We start from the raw sequence: 14,916 nt of genomic DNA on the forward strand, positions 1-14,916 counted from the left end.
TGTGCATCGAGAGCATGGGGCATCACCCGCAGATCAGGCGTGACCGGCCTTCTCCATCGCCCGCAGCTCGCGCTTGAGCTCCTGCACCTCGTCGCGCAGCCGCGCCGCCAGCTCGAACTTCAGCTCGGATGCTGCCGCGAGCATCTGATCGCTCAGATCCGAGATCGTCGACTCGAGCTGGGCCGCCCCCTCTGCCGCGATTCCCTCGCGCCGAAGGTTGGGCGTCGGCGCCTTGCCGCGACCCTGATCGCGGCCGCCGCGGGCGAGCATCGCCTTGGTGTCCGCCCCTTCCCGGGCGAGTGCGTCGGTGATGTCGGCGATCTTCTTGCGCAATGGCTGCGGATCGATGCCCCTCTCCGTGTTGTACGCGACCTGCAGTTCGCGACGACGGGCGGTCTCATCGATCGCCGAGCGCATCGAGTCGGTGACTGTATCGGCGTACATGTGCACCTCCCCCGAGACGTTGCGGGCCGCGCGCCCGATCGTCTGGATGAGCGAGGTGCCGCTGCGCAGGAAGCCTTCTTTGTCGGCGTCGAGGATCGCCACGAGCGAGACCTCGGGGAGGTCGAGACCCTCGCGCAGCAGGTTGATGCCGACAAGCACGTCGTAGACGCCGGCGCGGAGCTCGGTGAGCAGCTCGACGCGCCGCAACGTGTCGACGTCGGAGTGCAGATAGCGCACGCGCACACCGTGCTCGCCGAGGAAGTCGGTCAACTCCTCCGCCATCTTCTTCGTGAGCGTGGTCACCAGCACGCGCTCGTCGCGCTCGACCCGCAGACGGATCTGCTCCAGCAGATCGTCGATCTGCCCCTTCGACGGCTTCACGACGATCTCGGGATCCACGAGACCGGTCGGTCGGATGATCTGCTCGACGACGCCATCGGCGATGCCCATCTCATAGCGACCGGGCGTGGCCGAGAGATACACGGTCTGGCCGATCCGCCCCTTGAACTCATCCCACCTCAGCGGCCGGTTGTCGAGGGCGCTCGGCAGGCGGAACCCGTGCTCGACGAGTGTGCGCTTGCGCGAGGCATCCCCCTCGTACATCGCACCGATCTGGGGAACCGTCACGTGCGATTCATCGATGACGAGGAGGAAGTCGTCGGGGAAGAAGTCGAGCAGCGTGTGCGGCGGCTCGCCCGCCTCACGCTGGTCGAGATGACGCGAGTAGTTCTCGATGCCCGAGCAGAAGCCGAGCTGCTGCAGCATCTCGAGATCGAACGTCGTGCGCATGCGCAGGCGCTGCGCCTCGAGGAGCTTGTTCTGCTTCTCGAGCTCGGCGAGACGATCGGTCAGCTCGTCTTCGATCGTGCCGATCGCACGCTGCACGACGTCGGTGCCCGCCACGTAGTGCGACGCCGGGAAGATGGGCACCGAGTCGAGCTTCTGCACCACGTCGCCGGTGAGCGGATGCAGCATGTAGAGCGCCTCGATCTCGTCGCCGAACAGCTCGATGCGGATCGCGTACTCCTCGTAGACCGGGATGATCTCGATCGTGTCGCCGCGCACCCGGAAGTTGCCCCGCGAGAAGTCGACGTCATTGCGGTTGTACTGCATCGCGATGAACTGTCGAATCAGGGCGTCACGGTCGTATCGCTCCCCCACCTGCAGCGCGACCATCGCGCGCAGATATTCCTCGGGGGCACCGAGACCGTAGATGCACGACACCGTGGAGACCACGATGACGTCACGGCGCGACAGCAGCGAGTTGGTGGTGGAGTGCCGCAGCCGCTCCACCTCCGCGTTGATCGAGCTGTCCTTCTCGATGAAGGTGTCAGTCTGCGGGACGTAGGCCTCGGGCTGGTAGTAGTCGTAGTACGAGACGAAGTACTCGACCGCGTTGTGCGGCATGAGTTCGCGGAACTCGTTCGCGAGCTGCGCCGCCAACGTCTTGTTGTGGGCGAGGACGAGCGTCGGTCGCTGCACCTGCTCGATCAACCACGCCGTGGTCGCGGACTTGCCGGTTCCGGTGGCGCCCAGCAGCACGATGTCAGTCTCCCCCGCGTTGATGCGGGCCGCGAGATCGGCGATCGCCTGAGGCTGGTCGCCCGACGGCTCGTACTCGGAGACGACCTCGAAGGGTCGAACGGAACGTGTGGTCTGCACGTCTCCAGGGTAGGCGCGGCCGCCGACATCGGGGTGTGGTCCGGCCACCGTCCGACGGGGTCAGCCGCGCAGCCGGCTCCAGAGGGCGTCCACCTGGGCGATCGTCTCCCCCACCGTGCCGCTCGTGTCGATGACGTCGTCGGCGATCGCGAGCCGGGCCTCATCGGAGACCTGCGACGCGATGCGCGCGCGGGCATCGTCGGGAGAGAGCCCCCGAAGCTCGACCAGGCGCTGCTCGCGCAGAGCCGCCGGAGCGTGCGCCACGACGATGCGCTCCCACGGATCGTCGACGCGGGCCTCGACGAGCAGCGGCACGTCGTAGACCACGACCGCGGCGGGGTCCTCGGCGAAGGCCGCGGCGAACCGCGCCGCAGACTCCGCGCGCACAGCCGGATGCACGATCGCATTCAACCGGGCGAGCGCGGAACGGTCGCCGAACACCCGTGCGCCGAGCGCGGGGCGGTCGAGCGCTCCGGACGCATCCAGCACATCGGCGCCGAACACATCGGCGATGCGTGCGAGCACCGCGCTCCCCGGCGCCTGCACTTCGCGCACCAGTGCGTCGGCATCGACGACGACCGCGCCGTGCTCCCGCAGCCGCGCGGCGATCGTGGACTTCCCCGAGGCGATACCGCCGGTCAGCGCGATGAGTGGCATGTCACGAGCATGGCACGGGCCGCGGCATCCGCCGTCCTACTCCGCCCCACCGGCGTCGTCGACGCCCGCGAACATCACCGACGAATCCGGCATGGTCGGCGCCTTGCGCGCCGCCGCGCGGGCCCCCGCGACCAGACGCTCGGTGTCGTAGCCGATCGTCTCGCTCAACGCGACGCCGACACCGACCACGGGGAGCACGCCCTGGCCGCTGCGACCGAGGGCATCGAACAGCGCTCGGTGCGCACCCACCGCGACCCGGCGCACGGCCATCGGATCGGGAGCGAGCACCGTGAACAGCAGGCCGGGATCGTCGTCCTCGCCGATCAGAGAGGCGAGCGGCGCGTGCCGACGCACACCGTCCCGCAGCAGGTGCAGCGCGCTCGTGCGGACCTCCTCGCCGAACGCGTCGCCGATGCGACGCAGATCGTCGATGCGCACCGAGATCACGGCGACGAGTCGCCCCTCCCACCTCGCGCGCTCGAGCAGATCGTCGAGAGCGCGCAAGAACGTCGGGTACAGGAACACACCGTCGCCGGCGATACCGCTGTCGGACACCCACCCGTATCCGCGTAGCTGACTGCGGCTCGCGCGGAGTACGGAGGTCACGACGACGGCGACGATCGTCAGGGTGACCGTCAGGACGCTCGTCGAGATCGTTCCGAACCCCACCCGGAACAGATCCGAGTCGGGTCCCGACGCGACGAACACGACGGTGCGCGCGACGTAGTACGCGGACTGGATGCCGAGCACGACCGCCAGCGAGACGGATGACCGCAGCCGCCCGACCGGTCGCCGTCGCATCTCGACGGCTCCGAGTGCGGCGAACCCCGCGATGTTCACGAACATCACGAAGGCGCCCGCCCAGTCCCCTCCAGCCGGACCGCGCACGATCACCGCCGCTGCGCTCACCGCGACGCACAGTGCGACCAGCAGCACGGGTCCGCGTACGGCCCTCTGGTTGAACGCCCGGGCGCCGAGCCACATGCAGCCCGCGGAGGACACGAACAGGGCGTTGCCGATGGCGATCGGCACGAACCCGCCGACGCCGACCGCCCAGACCAGGTAGGCCGTGCTCGTGCCGATGCCGGAGAGGAAGGCGATCGCCCAGAACGCGCCGACCGCCTCGTCGCGGCGCAGCAGCGTCTCGGAGACGAACAGGATGCCGGCGACCGCGACGACGAGCGCGGTCATGACCGAGACACTGGCCAGATCGAGGGTCATGCGTGCAACTCGCGATCGCCCTGACCTCGAGGCTGGGCGGGAAGCCGGACGGTGAAGGTCGATCCCGTCCCCGGGGCGCTGCGCACGGTGATGTCGCCCCCGTGGGCGCGCACGATGTCCCGGCTGATCGACAGTCCGAGCCCGGAGCCCTCGACATCGCGCCTCGCCCGGAAGTACTGCTCGAACAGACGACGCTGGTCCTCGGCGGAGATGCCGACGCCCGTGTCCTGCACGTCGATGAAGGTCGAGGTGCCATCCGACGACGTGCGCACGGCGATGCTGCCGCCATCGACGTTGTACTTCACCGCGTTGCTGACGAGGTTGTCGACCACCTGCCGGATGCGCGCGGCATCCGCCCAGGCGCTCGCCGGCAGCACGTCGGTCGCGTTGATGGAAATCGACGTGTAGGCCGCCCGGGCGCGCCACGCCTCGGCCGCCTGCTGCACGAGCTCGGCCACGTCGATCTGCTTCGGCGAGATGGTGAGGTCGATGGATCCGCGCGAGGTGCTCGACGCGGCGAGGATGTCCGCGATGATCTCCAGCAGACGCTCGCCGTTCTTGGCGGCGACGTCGAGATCGCGGGCGGCGTCGTCGGGCCGGTCGAGGTGGTCGATGGCGAGGTCGATGTATCCGAGCACAGAGGTGAGGGGGGTGCGCAGCTCGTGCGAGATCGACGACACGAGTCGATCGCGCGCCCGGAGCGCAGTGAGCTCGGCGGTGACGTCGCGTGCGACGATGACGCACCCGGCGGGCGCGCCGTCACCCGAGCGCAGCTGGCGCGCCGTCATCGACAGCGCCGTTCGCGGCTGGTCGGGGGGACCGAACCAGATGACCTCGTTCTCGAACAGCTCGCCGCGCAGCGCGCGCCGCAGCGGGCGGTCCGGCTCCTCGATGAGGGTGACGCCGTCGGCCGCGTAGGCGTCCCCGATCGGACGATCGAGGCGACCGAAGCCGGGGATCGAGCGTTGGATGCGCCCGAGCGCCTCGTTGAAGACCGAGACCTCGCCGTCCGCGGTGATGCGGATCACGCCGAAGTCGACGGCATCGAGCACGTCGGTCATCAGCTCCTCGTGGCCCTGCGCACGCGACAGCGCACCCGACAGCAGAGCGGTCTGCTTGTCCAGCAGCACCCGCTGGGCGCGGTAGCGGCGGCTGCTCACGTAGCTCGTCACCCCGATGGCGACGATGACGGCGGCCGGGAGCAGGTAGCTCACCGCGCTGCCGGAGGCTCCCGCCAGCGCGATGATCGCCCCGAATTCGACGAGCACGAGCGCTGCGGCGGTGAGGAACGCGGTGAGACCGAGGGTTGCCATCCACATCACCGGGAACGCCCACAGCAGCTCGATCCCGAGCAGGTGCTGCTCGGAACGCGCGAGGCCGATCGCGACGATGTCCGCGAGCGGGATCACGTAGACCCACGCACGGGCGATCCGCGCCCACGGCACCACCAGGGTCGCCGCTCCCCCGGCCAGCACGATCACCGTCGCGACGAGGAGGAGTGAGTGGTCGGCCGCACGGTCGGTGATCGCGACCGCCAGCACGATCACGACCAGGATCACGCACAGCAGCAGCTGGTTGAGCATCGCCACCCGACCGCGAAGGTCGGCGTCACGATCCTCGGTGGCGGCCATTCGACGACGTTACCGCGATGACGCGTGCGACACGCTCGGCGCGAAGACGACGGATGACTCGTCGGTCGCGGCCGCGCGAGCCGCCGCCGCGCGCGCACCGTCGACCATCGCGGACGTCTCGAAGCCGACGGTGGTGCTCAGCGCCGCCCCGACGCCGATCGCAGGAAGTACGATGCCGTCCTCCTGCACGAGCGTCTCGATCACGCCGCGGTACAGCAGCGCCGCCTGGCGACGCGCGTCGGGCGGGCTCGCGGCCATCGCGCACGTGAGCACGACACCGTGTTCGATGGCGAGCAGCGCGTTCGCGACGCTGTATCGACGTGCAGCGGCCGCGACGCTCGCCCGCAGCTCCGCGAGGACGTCGCCGCCGAACGAGGCGGAGATGTCCTCGGCCGCGTCGATGTGCACCGCGCACACGACGACGAACTCGGTGCGCTCGGATCCCTTGCGCAGCAGCAGGTCCACCATGCGGCGGAATCCTTCGGCGTCGAGGTACCCCTCGCGCATCCCGGGCATCACGGCTCCCGCCGAGAGCAGCGTCTCACGGGGACCGAGCTCGTAGCGGAGGATGGATGTCGCGACCAGCACGACGACGGTGAACACGATGAAGAACGCGCTCACGGGGCCACTGCCGAGCCAGAGTTGGAACAGCGGCTGCCCGGAGCCGACGGTGATGACCACGACGCCGCGCAGGATGTACACGACAGCCTCGGCGAGGAACGCGATGCCCAGCACCTTGCCGAATCCGAACCGTGAGAGCCGGCCGCGCAGGCAGTACCACGATCCCACCGCGGCGAAGATCCCGATGCTGAGGAACAGCCACGCGCCCCCGGCCCACGCTCCCGCGTCCGGCCCGTCGACGAGCGTGGAGATCGCCGTCGCCACGCCGAGCCCGAGACCGAGCAGGAGCGGCCCGCCCGCGCGCCGGCCGTCGGCGACGCGGCATCCGATTGCGAGCGCGGCGGCCGCGGCGACCATCGTCGCGTTGCCGACGGCGAGGGCCGCCGTGCTCGCCCAGCCGGAGCCGATGAGGGCGTTCCAGACGACGTACGCGATCACGCCGATCGCGCTGAGCAGGTAGCCGAGGGACCAGAGCTGCACGGGACCGCGGTCCCGACGCACCAGCGACGTGACCACGAAGATGGCGGCGGCCGTCAGGAAGATCAGACCTGAGACGAACGACGCGGTGAAAGCATCCAGGATCATGCTCCACGCTCCTTCCAGACCGATCCGACCTCCGCCGCGCGCGGGGAGCGCTGGGCGAGTTCGGTCAGGTCTGCGGGTGCCGGAGAGTCGAGCGCCTCGGCCGATGCGGGCAGGCGCACCGTGAAGACGCTTCCGATTCCGGGCGTCGATTCAACGGTGATGTCGCCACCGTGGGCGCGCACCAGGTCACGCGCGATCGACAGGCCCAGTCCTGTACCGCCCGTGCGGCTGGCGTCGGCGCGGAAGAACCGTTCGAACAGGCGACCGAGGGCGTCCCGCGACATCCCGATGCCGGTGTCGGTGACGGTCAGCCAGGTCGAGAGGCCGTCGGATGTCGCCGCGAGCGAGACGGTGCCGCCGTCGCGGTTGTACTTCACGGCGTTGCTCACGAGGTTGTCGAGCACCTGACGCATGCGGAGGGGGTCGGCGTAGGCGCGCACGTGGGCGATCTCGTCGATCTCGATCTCGATGCCTCGCTCGGCGGCGCTCGGGCGATAGGCGACGCCGCTGGCCCGCAGCATCTCGGCGACGTCGATGTCCTGCTGCGCCACGGTCAGGTCCGCCGACATCTCCGATCGACTCGAGGCCGTGAGGATGTCCGACACGATGCCGAGGAGTCGCTCGGCGTTGCGCTCCGCGACCTCCAGACTGCCGCGCGCGTGCGCCGGGACGTCGGGGTCGTCGATGGCGAGCTCGAGGTATCCGATGATCGAGGTGAGCGGCGTGCGAAGCTCGTGCGAGACGGACGCGACGAGCGAGTCGCGGGCGCGCAGAGCCGTGAGCTCGCTCGTGACGTCGCGGGAGACGATGACCGCCCCCGAGTCGGCTCCGTCGGCGGCGAAGGTGCGGCGCACCGACACGCTCAGCGCACGCCGGCGCGATCCCGGTGCGCCGAACCACACCACCTGGTTGTCGAACACCTCGCCCCGCGCGGCGCGCGCGAACGGGATGTCGTGCGCATCGAGCGGGGTGGCACCGTCGGCGGCGTAGACCGATGCGGTCCCGCTCGGGGTCGCGCTGTCGGCGACCCGCGCCGCGCGCTGCAACCGGTCGTGCGCCTCGTTCGCGACGGTGATCGAGCCGTCGGCGCCGAGTCGGAGCACGCCGAAGTCGATGGTGTCGAGCACCTCCGCCAGCAACACCTCCTGTCGGAGGGAGCGCTGCAGGGTGATGGACATCGCATCGCGCTGACGGGAGAACAGCCGACGCTGAGCCGCGAGCTGTCGGGCACCGACGAGGCTGAGCGTCGCCACGATCAGGAAGACGAGCGGTGTCGTGATGGTCGCGAACCCGAGGGTCTGTCTCGCGTCGATCGTGGGGAGGATCACGAACAGCCCCACCACCGAGACGAGGGAGACGAGATACCCGGTAGCCCCGAAGAACACCGACAGCCAGATCACCGGCAGCACGAGCATGCCGCCGATACCGGCGGTGGGCGCCGCCTGCCGCATCACATAGATGGCGACGACGTCCAGCAGCGGAAGCGCAAGGCTCGCCCACGCGTTCAGACTCCCCCACGGAACGATGAACGCGGCGCACGTGGCCCCGAACAGCAGCACGAGGCCGACGGCGAACAGGCCCACGTCTCCCGGCAGCGGGAACAGGAACGTCCAGAGCGCGAGCAGGCCGATCGCCGCGAACAGCGTCGTCTGCAAGACGATCACTGTGCGCGCGCGAGCGCTCTCCAGCAGCGGAGGCAGACTGAACATCGTGACCGCCCGATGCAGGATGACCTGCAGGACGTCGTTCGCCTGGCTCCCCGGCGGAGTCGACCCCTCTCCTGCGCCAGTTGACGGCATAGTGCGACGTTACCGCCCCGAGACCCTCCGTGCCGACCGATCCGACGGGCGCGTCATGACGCCGCCTGCACCGGGCGGGCGCCGCGGCCCGGGAGGAGCGTCAGAGCGATGAGGGCGGCGGTCAGCTCCAGCGCGATCACGGCGGCCGCGAGGGCCGGCCAGCCGAGACCCGCGAACACCAGTCCGAGTGCCCAGCCGAACAGACTCGACCCGATGTAGTAGCCGAGGTTGTAGAGCGCGGATGCCTGCGCGCGACCACCGGGCGCCGCTGACACGGGCGCCCAACCCGACGCGATCGCGTGCGCCGCGAAGAAACCTGCCGTGAACACGAGGAGCCCGACGATCACCACCGGCAGCGACGGAACGACGGTGAGCGCGATGCCGACCACGAACATGCCGATCGAGGCGACGAGCACCCGACGCCGGCCGTGCCGTGACGCCAGCCGGCCCGCCCACGGCGAGGAGGCCGTGCCGGCGAGGTAGGCCACGAAGATCAGGCTCACGAGCCAGGCGGGCACGCCGTACGCCGGACCCGCGAGCTCGAAGCCGAGATAGTTGAACAGCGCGACGAACCCGCCCATCAACAGGAATCCCTGCGCGTAGAGCGCCCATTGCATGCGGGAGCGCAGGTTGCCGACGAGTGCCGCGCGCACACGGGTGAGGGTCAGAGCGGATGCCGCGGCGAACCCGCGCGCACGGGGCGCGAGCACGAGGAAGAGCACCGCCGAGCCGGCGCACACGAGCGCGACCACGAACACCCCGATGCGCCAGTGACCGAGCTCCCCGAAGGGACCGGCGATGATGCGTCCGGCGAGTCCGCCGATCGTCGTGCCGGCCACGTACGATCCCGCCGCCGCGGCCGTATGCCGGGCGTCGACCTCCTCGGCGAGGTACGCGAGCGCGAGGGCGGGCACCGCTCCGAGAGCGATGCCCTCGACGAGGCGCGCGGCGAGCAGCAGCGGCAGCGTGGGCAGCAGCGGCGCAAGCAGTCCGAACAGGGTCGCCGCGGACACGCCTGCGGCCATAGCCGGCACGCGGCCGATGCGGTCGGCGACGATCGACCAGGGAAGAACCGCGACCGCGAGGCCGAGAGTGGCCGCGGACACCGACAGTGCGGCGCCCGCGGCCGACACGGAGAAGTCGGCGGCGATGAACGGGAGCACGGCCTGCGGCGAGTAGAGCTGGGCGAAGGTGGCGACGCCGGCGAAGAAGAGCCCGGCGAGCAGGCGCCGGTAGGACCTGCTCCCGGGAAGGTGCCCCGAGAAGTCCGTCACCCCTTCACGCTACCCGTCTCGGTGCCCCGGACGACGACGCGGGCCGGAGCCCGTAGGCTCCGGCCCGCGTCGTGCTGCGGAATGGTGCAGGTCAGTTGCCGGCGAGCTTCTCACGAAGCGCGGCGAGAGCCTCGTCGTCGGCGAGAGTGCCCGAGGGGCCCTCATCGCTCGAGAAGGAGGACGGTGCGGCGTCGACCGAGCCGAAGCCGGCGGCCTCGGCCTCGAGCGTCTTCGCGACCTGGGACTTGTGCGCCTCCCAGCGCGACTGGGCGGCAGCGTATTCCTGCTCCCACTTCTCGCGCTGCTCCTCGAAGCCTTCCTTCCAGGCGTTGGTCTCCGGGTCGAAGCCCTCGGGGAACTTGTACTCCCCGTTCTCGTCGTACTCGGTGGCCATGCCGTACAGGGCCGGGTCGAACTCAGTGCCGTACGGGTCGACCGACTCGTTCGCCTGCTTCAGCGAGAGCGAGATGCGACGACGCTCGAGGTCGATGTCGATGACCTTGACGAAGACCTCTTCGCCGACCGACACGACCTGCTCGGCGAGCTCGACGTGCTTGCCGGAGAGCTCCGAGATGTGCACGAGGCCCTCGATGCCGTCAGCGACGCGCACGAACGCACCGAACGGCACGAGCTTGGTGACCTTACCGGGCGTGACCTGGCCGATCGCGTGCGTGCGGGCGAAGACCTGCCACGGGTCCTCCTGGGTCGCCTTGAGCGAGAGCGACACGCGCTCGCGGTCGAGGTCGACCTCGAGGATCTCGACGGTGACCTCCTGGCCCACCTCCACGACCTCGCTCGCGTGCTCGATGTGCTTCCACGACAGCTCGGACACGTGAACGAGACCGTCCACACCGCCGAGGTCGACGAACGCACCGAAGTTGACGATCGACGAGACGACGCCCTTGCGGACCTGACCCTTGTGCAGGTTGTTGAGGAACGTGGTGCGCGACTCCGACTGCGTCTGCTCGAGCAGGGCGCGGCGCGACAGCACGACGTTGTTGCGGTTCTTGTCGAGTTCGAGGATCTTCGCCTCGAGCTCCTGGCCGAGGTACGGCGTCAGGTCGCGCACGCGGCGCAGCTCGATGAGCGAGGCGGGGAGGAAGCCGCGGAGGCCGATGTCGACGATGAGGCCGCCCTTGACGACCTCGATGACCTGACCGGTCACGACACCGTCGTTCTCCTTGATCTTCTCCACGTCGCCCCAGGCGCGCTCGTACTGCGCGCGCTTCTTGGACAGGATGAGGCGACCTTCCTTGTCCTCCTTCTGGAGGACGAGCGCCTCGACGTGGTCGCCGACCTCGACGACCTCGTTGGGGTCGACGTCGTGCTTGATGGAAAGCTCGCGCGAGGGGATGACGCCCTCGGTCTTGTAGCCGACGTCGAGGAGAACCTCGTCGCGGTCGATCTTCACCACGGTGCCTTCGATGAGGTCGCCGTCGTTGAAGAACTTCAGGGTCTTCTCGACCGCGGCCAGGAAGTCCTCGGCAGATCCGATGTCGTTGATCGCGACCTGCTTGGTGGCCGGGGCGGTCGTTGCAGTAGTCATGTAGTGGGGTGTCCTAGTGGAGGGTGTTCTGGCCCCGGCACGCGTGTCTGCCCACGAGAAGCGGAGAGTTTTCGCGACGCCGCACGCCACGAGAGTGCGAGCGGATGCTTCGAGCCGGAGCGAAGCGGATTGTTGGCGTCCTCACGGGCGCGCGCGCAAACGCGCGTCACGTGGGTGACGCCTCAGGATATCAGAAGCGATCGGATGCCGCAGAGGTGCCGGGCCACCACGCCGGTAGGAGCGCTCTGGCCCGCTCGGCGGCCTCCGCCGTCTCGCGGTCGTCGACACCCGCGAAGGCGCGGATGAACGCGGCGACGCCGGCTCCGATGTACGCGGCCGCCTCACGGCGGGCCGCGGCATCCGTCGGCGCACCCGCGACCGCGCGGGCGGTGAAGGAGTGCAGCGCGATCTCGGCGCGGTCGGCGAGCCGCTGTGCGAGCATCCCCCCGAACACAGCGCCGGTCGGGCCCCCGAAGAGCGCCCGGTAGACGTCGCGCTCGGCGACGACCGCGTCGAGTGTGTCGACGAGTGCCGAGGTGTAGACGACCGCCAGCGCCTCGGCGTCGCCGCCCTGGGCGTCGGCGTCGACGGTGCCGAGTCGGTCGATCTCGCCGGCGAAAGAGCGCATCGCGAAGTCGAGCACATCGGTCGCGTGCCCGTAGAAGGTGGTGCGGTGCACGCCGGCCTCGCGGCACAGATCGGAGACGGTGATCTGGTCAAGGCGCCGCTCTCGCAGCAGGGCGCGCAGCGCCGCGTCGAGCGCGGCGCGGGTGCGCACCTGGCGGGGGTCGTCGGCCATCCACCCATCATGGCGCCAATGACCGCCGATGCCGCGAGCTCGACCTCCCATCCGCCACAATGTGGGGGTGATCACCGTCTTCATCGCGACGCTCGCCGCCCTCCTGCCGATCACGAACCCCGTCGGCGCCGTCGCCGCGTTCGCCGGACTCACGTCGAGATTCGACGCACGCACGCAGCACGCGCAGGCGTGGCGCACGGGCCTCTACGTCGGCGGCATCCTCGTGGTCTTCACGGCGATCGGCACCGTGCTGCTCTCGGTGCTCGGAATCAGCCTCGCGGCCCTGCAGATCGCCGGCGGACTGGTGGTGATGCACGCCGGATTCGGCATGATCGTGCCCCGGGTCGTCGCGACCCCCGACGAGCAGACCGAAGCCCAGACCAAGGCCGACATCAGCTTCTCCCCCATGGCCCTGCCGCTGGTCGCCGGGCCAGGTGCCATCGGCGTCGTGATCGGGCTCGCCGCGCGCAACCCCGACGTCCTCGACCGGGTGGCGATCGCCGCGGCATCCGTCGTGATCGCCGTGGTCGTCGCCCTCGTGCTGCGCTACGGCACCCCGCTGGTGGACAAGCTCGGACCGACGGGGATCGGGGCGCTCACCCGGGTGATGGGCTTCCTCATCCTCGCGATCGGGGTGGAGCTGGCCATCCACGGCGTGCTCGCCGCCGTCCCCTCGCTCTGATCCGCGCGGACACCGGCGGGCATAGACTGCCGCCGTGAACAACGGGAAGACGACGCCCTCGGGCGTGAGGAGGTCGCCGATGCCCCGTGCATCGGCATCGACGGCGCGCTGAGCGCCTTCATCGCGCGCACCTCTGCAAGTGCGCACCTCTTCCGCCGGCTCGCCGGATCGTCAATCTCGAAAGGCCTTCTCCATGCGTCCCCTCGACGACGCGCGCCTGCGCGCGTGTCTTGTCAATGCCTCCCTCTCCGAGCGGAAGAGCCTCGTGCTCCCCGACGATCTCGCCGGCCGAGACTGGTCCTCGCTCGACTTCCTCGGCTGGCGCGACCGCCGAGCGCCCCTCGTCGGCTGCGTCGTCGCCGACATCGACGGCGAGCCCGTCGGGGTTCTGCTGCGTGAGGCCGAGACCCGCACGCGCAGCCGCCCGCAGTGCTCATGGTGCTCCGACGTCGAACTTCCGAACGACGTGGTGCTCTTCACCGCACGCCGAGCGGGTGCGGCCGGGCGTCGCGGCGACGGGATCGGCACGCTCGTGTGCGCACGATTCGAGTGCTCCGCGAACGTGCGCCGACGCCCCTCTCGCTCGTTCGCCGGGTTCGACCCCGAGCTCGCCCGCACCGAGCGCATCACCGCGCTGCGCGCGCACGTCGACGCGTTCGTACGCGAAGTCGCGAGTCGCTGAGGGGTGGGCCGACTCAGCGGGTGCGCTGCGTCGCGAGCCAGGCGTCGAAGTCGATCGTGCCGACGATCAGCGGCGCGTCGAGCGCCGCGTCCGGCAGGTTCGCACCGTCGCGCATGCCCTTGAGCTGATCGGTCGCCGCGGGGATCGGAAACCGGATCCCCCGGTGACCGGCCGCGCGTGCCCACGCCTTCACGAGACGCGGAAGCTCCTCGACGCGGGGGCCGGCGACGTGACGGATGCCACCCGCCTCCGCGTCCTCGACGGCGTCCACCAGGATCTCGGCGAGCTCTCCCAGATCGACAGGCTGCAGGCGCGCCGGGAACACCGCGTGCACCGGGCCCCATCCGCCTGACGACCAGATCTGCCCGGCGAACTCGTGGAACTGTGTCGCGCGGACGATCGTGTGCGACACGGACGCGTCTGCGTAGACCCGTTCCTGTGCGAGCTTGCCGGCGTAGTAGCCGTGGGGGTTGCGGTCGATGCCGACGATCGAGAGCGCGACGACACGCGTCACACCGTGCTCGGCCGACGCGCGCACGATGTTCGCGGCCGCTGCCCGGAAGAACTCCGTCGCCTCCTGCGCGTGCAAGGTCGGCGTGTTCACCGCATCGATGACCGCATCCGCTCCGGCGAGCGCCTCACGCACCTGGCCGAGGACGAGCACGTCGACACCCGTCGCCCGCGACAGGGCGAACACGTCGTGCCCACGGCGGGTGGCGGCATCCACGATCCGTCGACCCGCGGCACCCGTGGCCCCGAAGACCGCGACCCTCATCGCGTCGCCACCGCGTGCAGAGCGGCGCCCGACAGGCGCTGCGTCGTCCATTCGTCCATCGCCACGGCCCCCAGTTCCCGATAGAAGCGGATCGACGGTTCGTTCCAGTCGAGCACCGTCCACTCGAGGCGGGTGTAGCCCCGCTCCTCGCACACGGCGGCGAGCGCGGCGATGAGTGCCGTACCGTACCCGCTCCCGCGGTGCGCCTCGTCGACGAACAGGTCTTCCAGCCAGATCCCGTGACGACCTGTCCACGTCGAGAAGGTGACGAACCAGAGGGCGATACCGACGATCACGCCGTCCTTCTCGACGACATGCGCGAAGGCCTGGGGCTGCGCGCCGAAGAGGGTGCCGGTGAGGTCGGCGAGCGTGGTCTCGACGGCGTCGGGCTCGTTCTCGTAGACCGCGAGCGCATGGATGCTCGCGAGTATCCCCGCCTCATCGCCCGGCCGCCCCCCGCGCAGCACGGCCCCGTCCCCCAGCGTGTGCTCGCTCATGGGCCGAGCGTACCGAGCGGCTTTGCGAGAATCGACAGCGA

13 protein-coding genes are annotated in these 14,916 nt (G+C 70.0%); 2 read left to right on the forward strand and 11 right to left on the reverse strand.

The window, feature by feature from the left end:
- Nucleotides 1-33: 33 nt before the first annotated feature.
- From uvrB to BGO15_RS14010, 9 genes are all read right to left on the reverse strand, one after another.
- On the reverse strand, nt 34-2,106 hold the full coding sequence (gene uvrB / locus BGO15_RS13970; protein ID WP_056209881.1) for an excinuclease ABC subunit UvrB: 2,073 nt from the start codon (nt 2,104-2,106) through the stop codon (nt 34-36).
- A 60-nt stretch (nt 2,107-2,166) separates the two neighbouring features.
- The gene (gene coaE / locus BGO15_RS13975) at nt 2,167-2,763 is read right to left on the reverse strand and encodes a dephospho-CoA kinase (protein ID WP_056209882.1); all 597 of its coding nucleotides are present in this window, start codon (nt 2,761-2,763) and stop codon (nt 2,167-2,169) included.
- Nucleotides 2,764-2,799: 36 nt separating this feature from the next.
- Nucleotides 2,800-3,984, reverse strand: a complete 1,185-nt coding sequence (locus tag BGO15_RS13980) for a nucleotidyl cyclase domain-containing protein (protein WP_056520024.1) — start codon at nt 3,982-3,984, stop codon at nt 2,800-2,802.
- The gene (locus BGO15_RS13985; RefSeq protein WP_056209889.1) at nt 3,981-5,615 is read right to left on the reverse strand and encodes a sensor histidine kinase; all 1,635 of its coding nucleotides are present in this window, start codon (nt 5,613-5,615) and stop codon (nt 3,981-3,983) included. Before BGO15_RS13985 ends, BGO15_RS13980 begins: the two co-directional genes overlap by 4 nt.
- A 9-nt stretch (nt 5,616-5,624) precedes the next feature.
- Nucleotides 5,625-6,821 carry a UbiA prenyltransferase family protein gene (locus BGO15_RS13990; RefSeq protein ID WP_056520027.1) on the reverse strand — a complete coding sequence of 399 codons (1,197 nt, stop codon included), beginning with the start codon at nt 6,819-6,821 and terminating at the stop codon, nt 5,625-5,627.
- A complete protein-coding gene (locus tag BGO15_RS13995) occupies nt 6,818-8,620 on the reverse strand; it encodes a sensor histidine kinase (RefSeq protein ID WP_273190360.1) in 1,803 nt (600 codons plus the stop codon). The genes BGO15_RS13990 and BGO15_RS13995 overlap by 4 nt, the downstream gene beginning before the upstream one ends.
- A 53-nt stretch (nt 8,621-8,673) precedes the next feature.
- Nucleotides 8,674-9,894: an MFS transporter gene (locus BGO15_RS14000; RefSeq protein WP_056209900.1), complete on the reverse strand. Its 1,221-nt coding sequence runs from the start codon at nt 9,892-9,894 to the stop codon at nt 8,674-8,676.
- A gap of 91 nt (nt 9,895-9,985) precedes the next feature.
- Nucleotides 9,986-11,440, reverse strand: a complete 1,455-nt coding sequence (rpsA, locus tag BGO15_RS14005; RefSeq protein ID WP_056209902.1) for a 30S ribosomal protein S1 — start codon at nt 11,438-11,440, stop codon at nt 9,986-9,988.
- Nucleotides 11,441-11,630: 190 nt separating this feature from the next.
- Nucleotides 11,631-12,239, reverse strand: a complete 609-nt coding sequence (locus BGO15_RS14010) for a hypothetical protein (RefSeq protein ID WP_056209904.1) — start codon at nt 12,237-12,239, stop codon at nt 11,631-11,633.
- A gap of 67 nt (nt 12,240-12,306) precedes the next feature.
- Between BGO15_RS14010 and BGO15_RS14015 the strand changes: the two genes are divergently transcribed.
- Together BGO15_RS14015 and BGO15_RS14020 are read left to right on the forward strand one after the other, a co-directional pair.
- Nucleotides 12,307-12,921 carry a MarC family protein gene (locus tag BGO15_RS14015; protein ID WP_082483240.1) on the forward strand — a complete coding sequence of 205 codons (615 nt, stop codon included), beginning with the start codon at nt 12,307-12,309 and terminating at the stop codon, nt 12,919-12,921.
- A 193-nt stretch (nt 12,922-13,114) separates the two neighbouring features.
- Nucleotides 13,115-13,603, forward strand: coding sequence for an FBP domain-containing protein (locus BGO15_RS14020; RefSeq protein ID WP_056209908.1), 489 nt, complete (start codon nt 13,115-13,117; stop codon nt 13,601-13,603).
- 13 nt (nt 13,604-13,616) lie between these two features.
- Here BGO15_RS14020 and BGO15_RS14025 read toward each other — a convergent pair whose 3' ends face one another.
- Entirely contained in the window at nt 13,617-14,378 is a 762-nt protein-coding gene (locus tag BGO15_RS14025; RefSeq protein WP_056520035.1) for an SDR family oxidoreductase, read from the reverse strand.
- Nucleotides 14,375-14,875, reverse strand: coding sequence for a GNAT family N-acetyltransferase (locus tag BGO15_RS14030; RefSeq protein ID WP_200930926.1), 501 nt, complete (start codon nt 14,873-14,875; stop codon nt 14,375-14,377). Before BGO15_RS14030 ends, BGO15_RS14025 begins: the two co-directional genes overlap by 4 nt.
- Between the last annotated feature and the right edge of the window lie 41 nt (nt 14,876-14,916).

The organism is Microbacterium sp. 71-23 (assembly GCF_001897265.1).
Taxonomy (GTDB): Bacteria; Actinomycetota; Actinomycetes; order Actinomycetales; family Microbacteriaceae; genus Microbacterium; species Microbacterium ginsengisoli.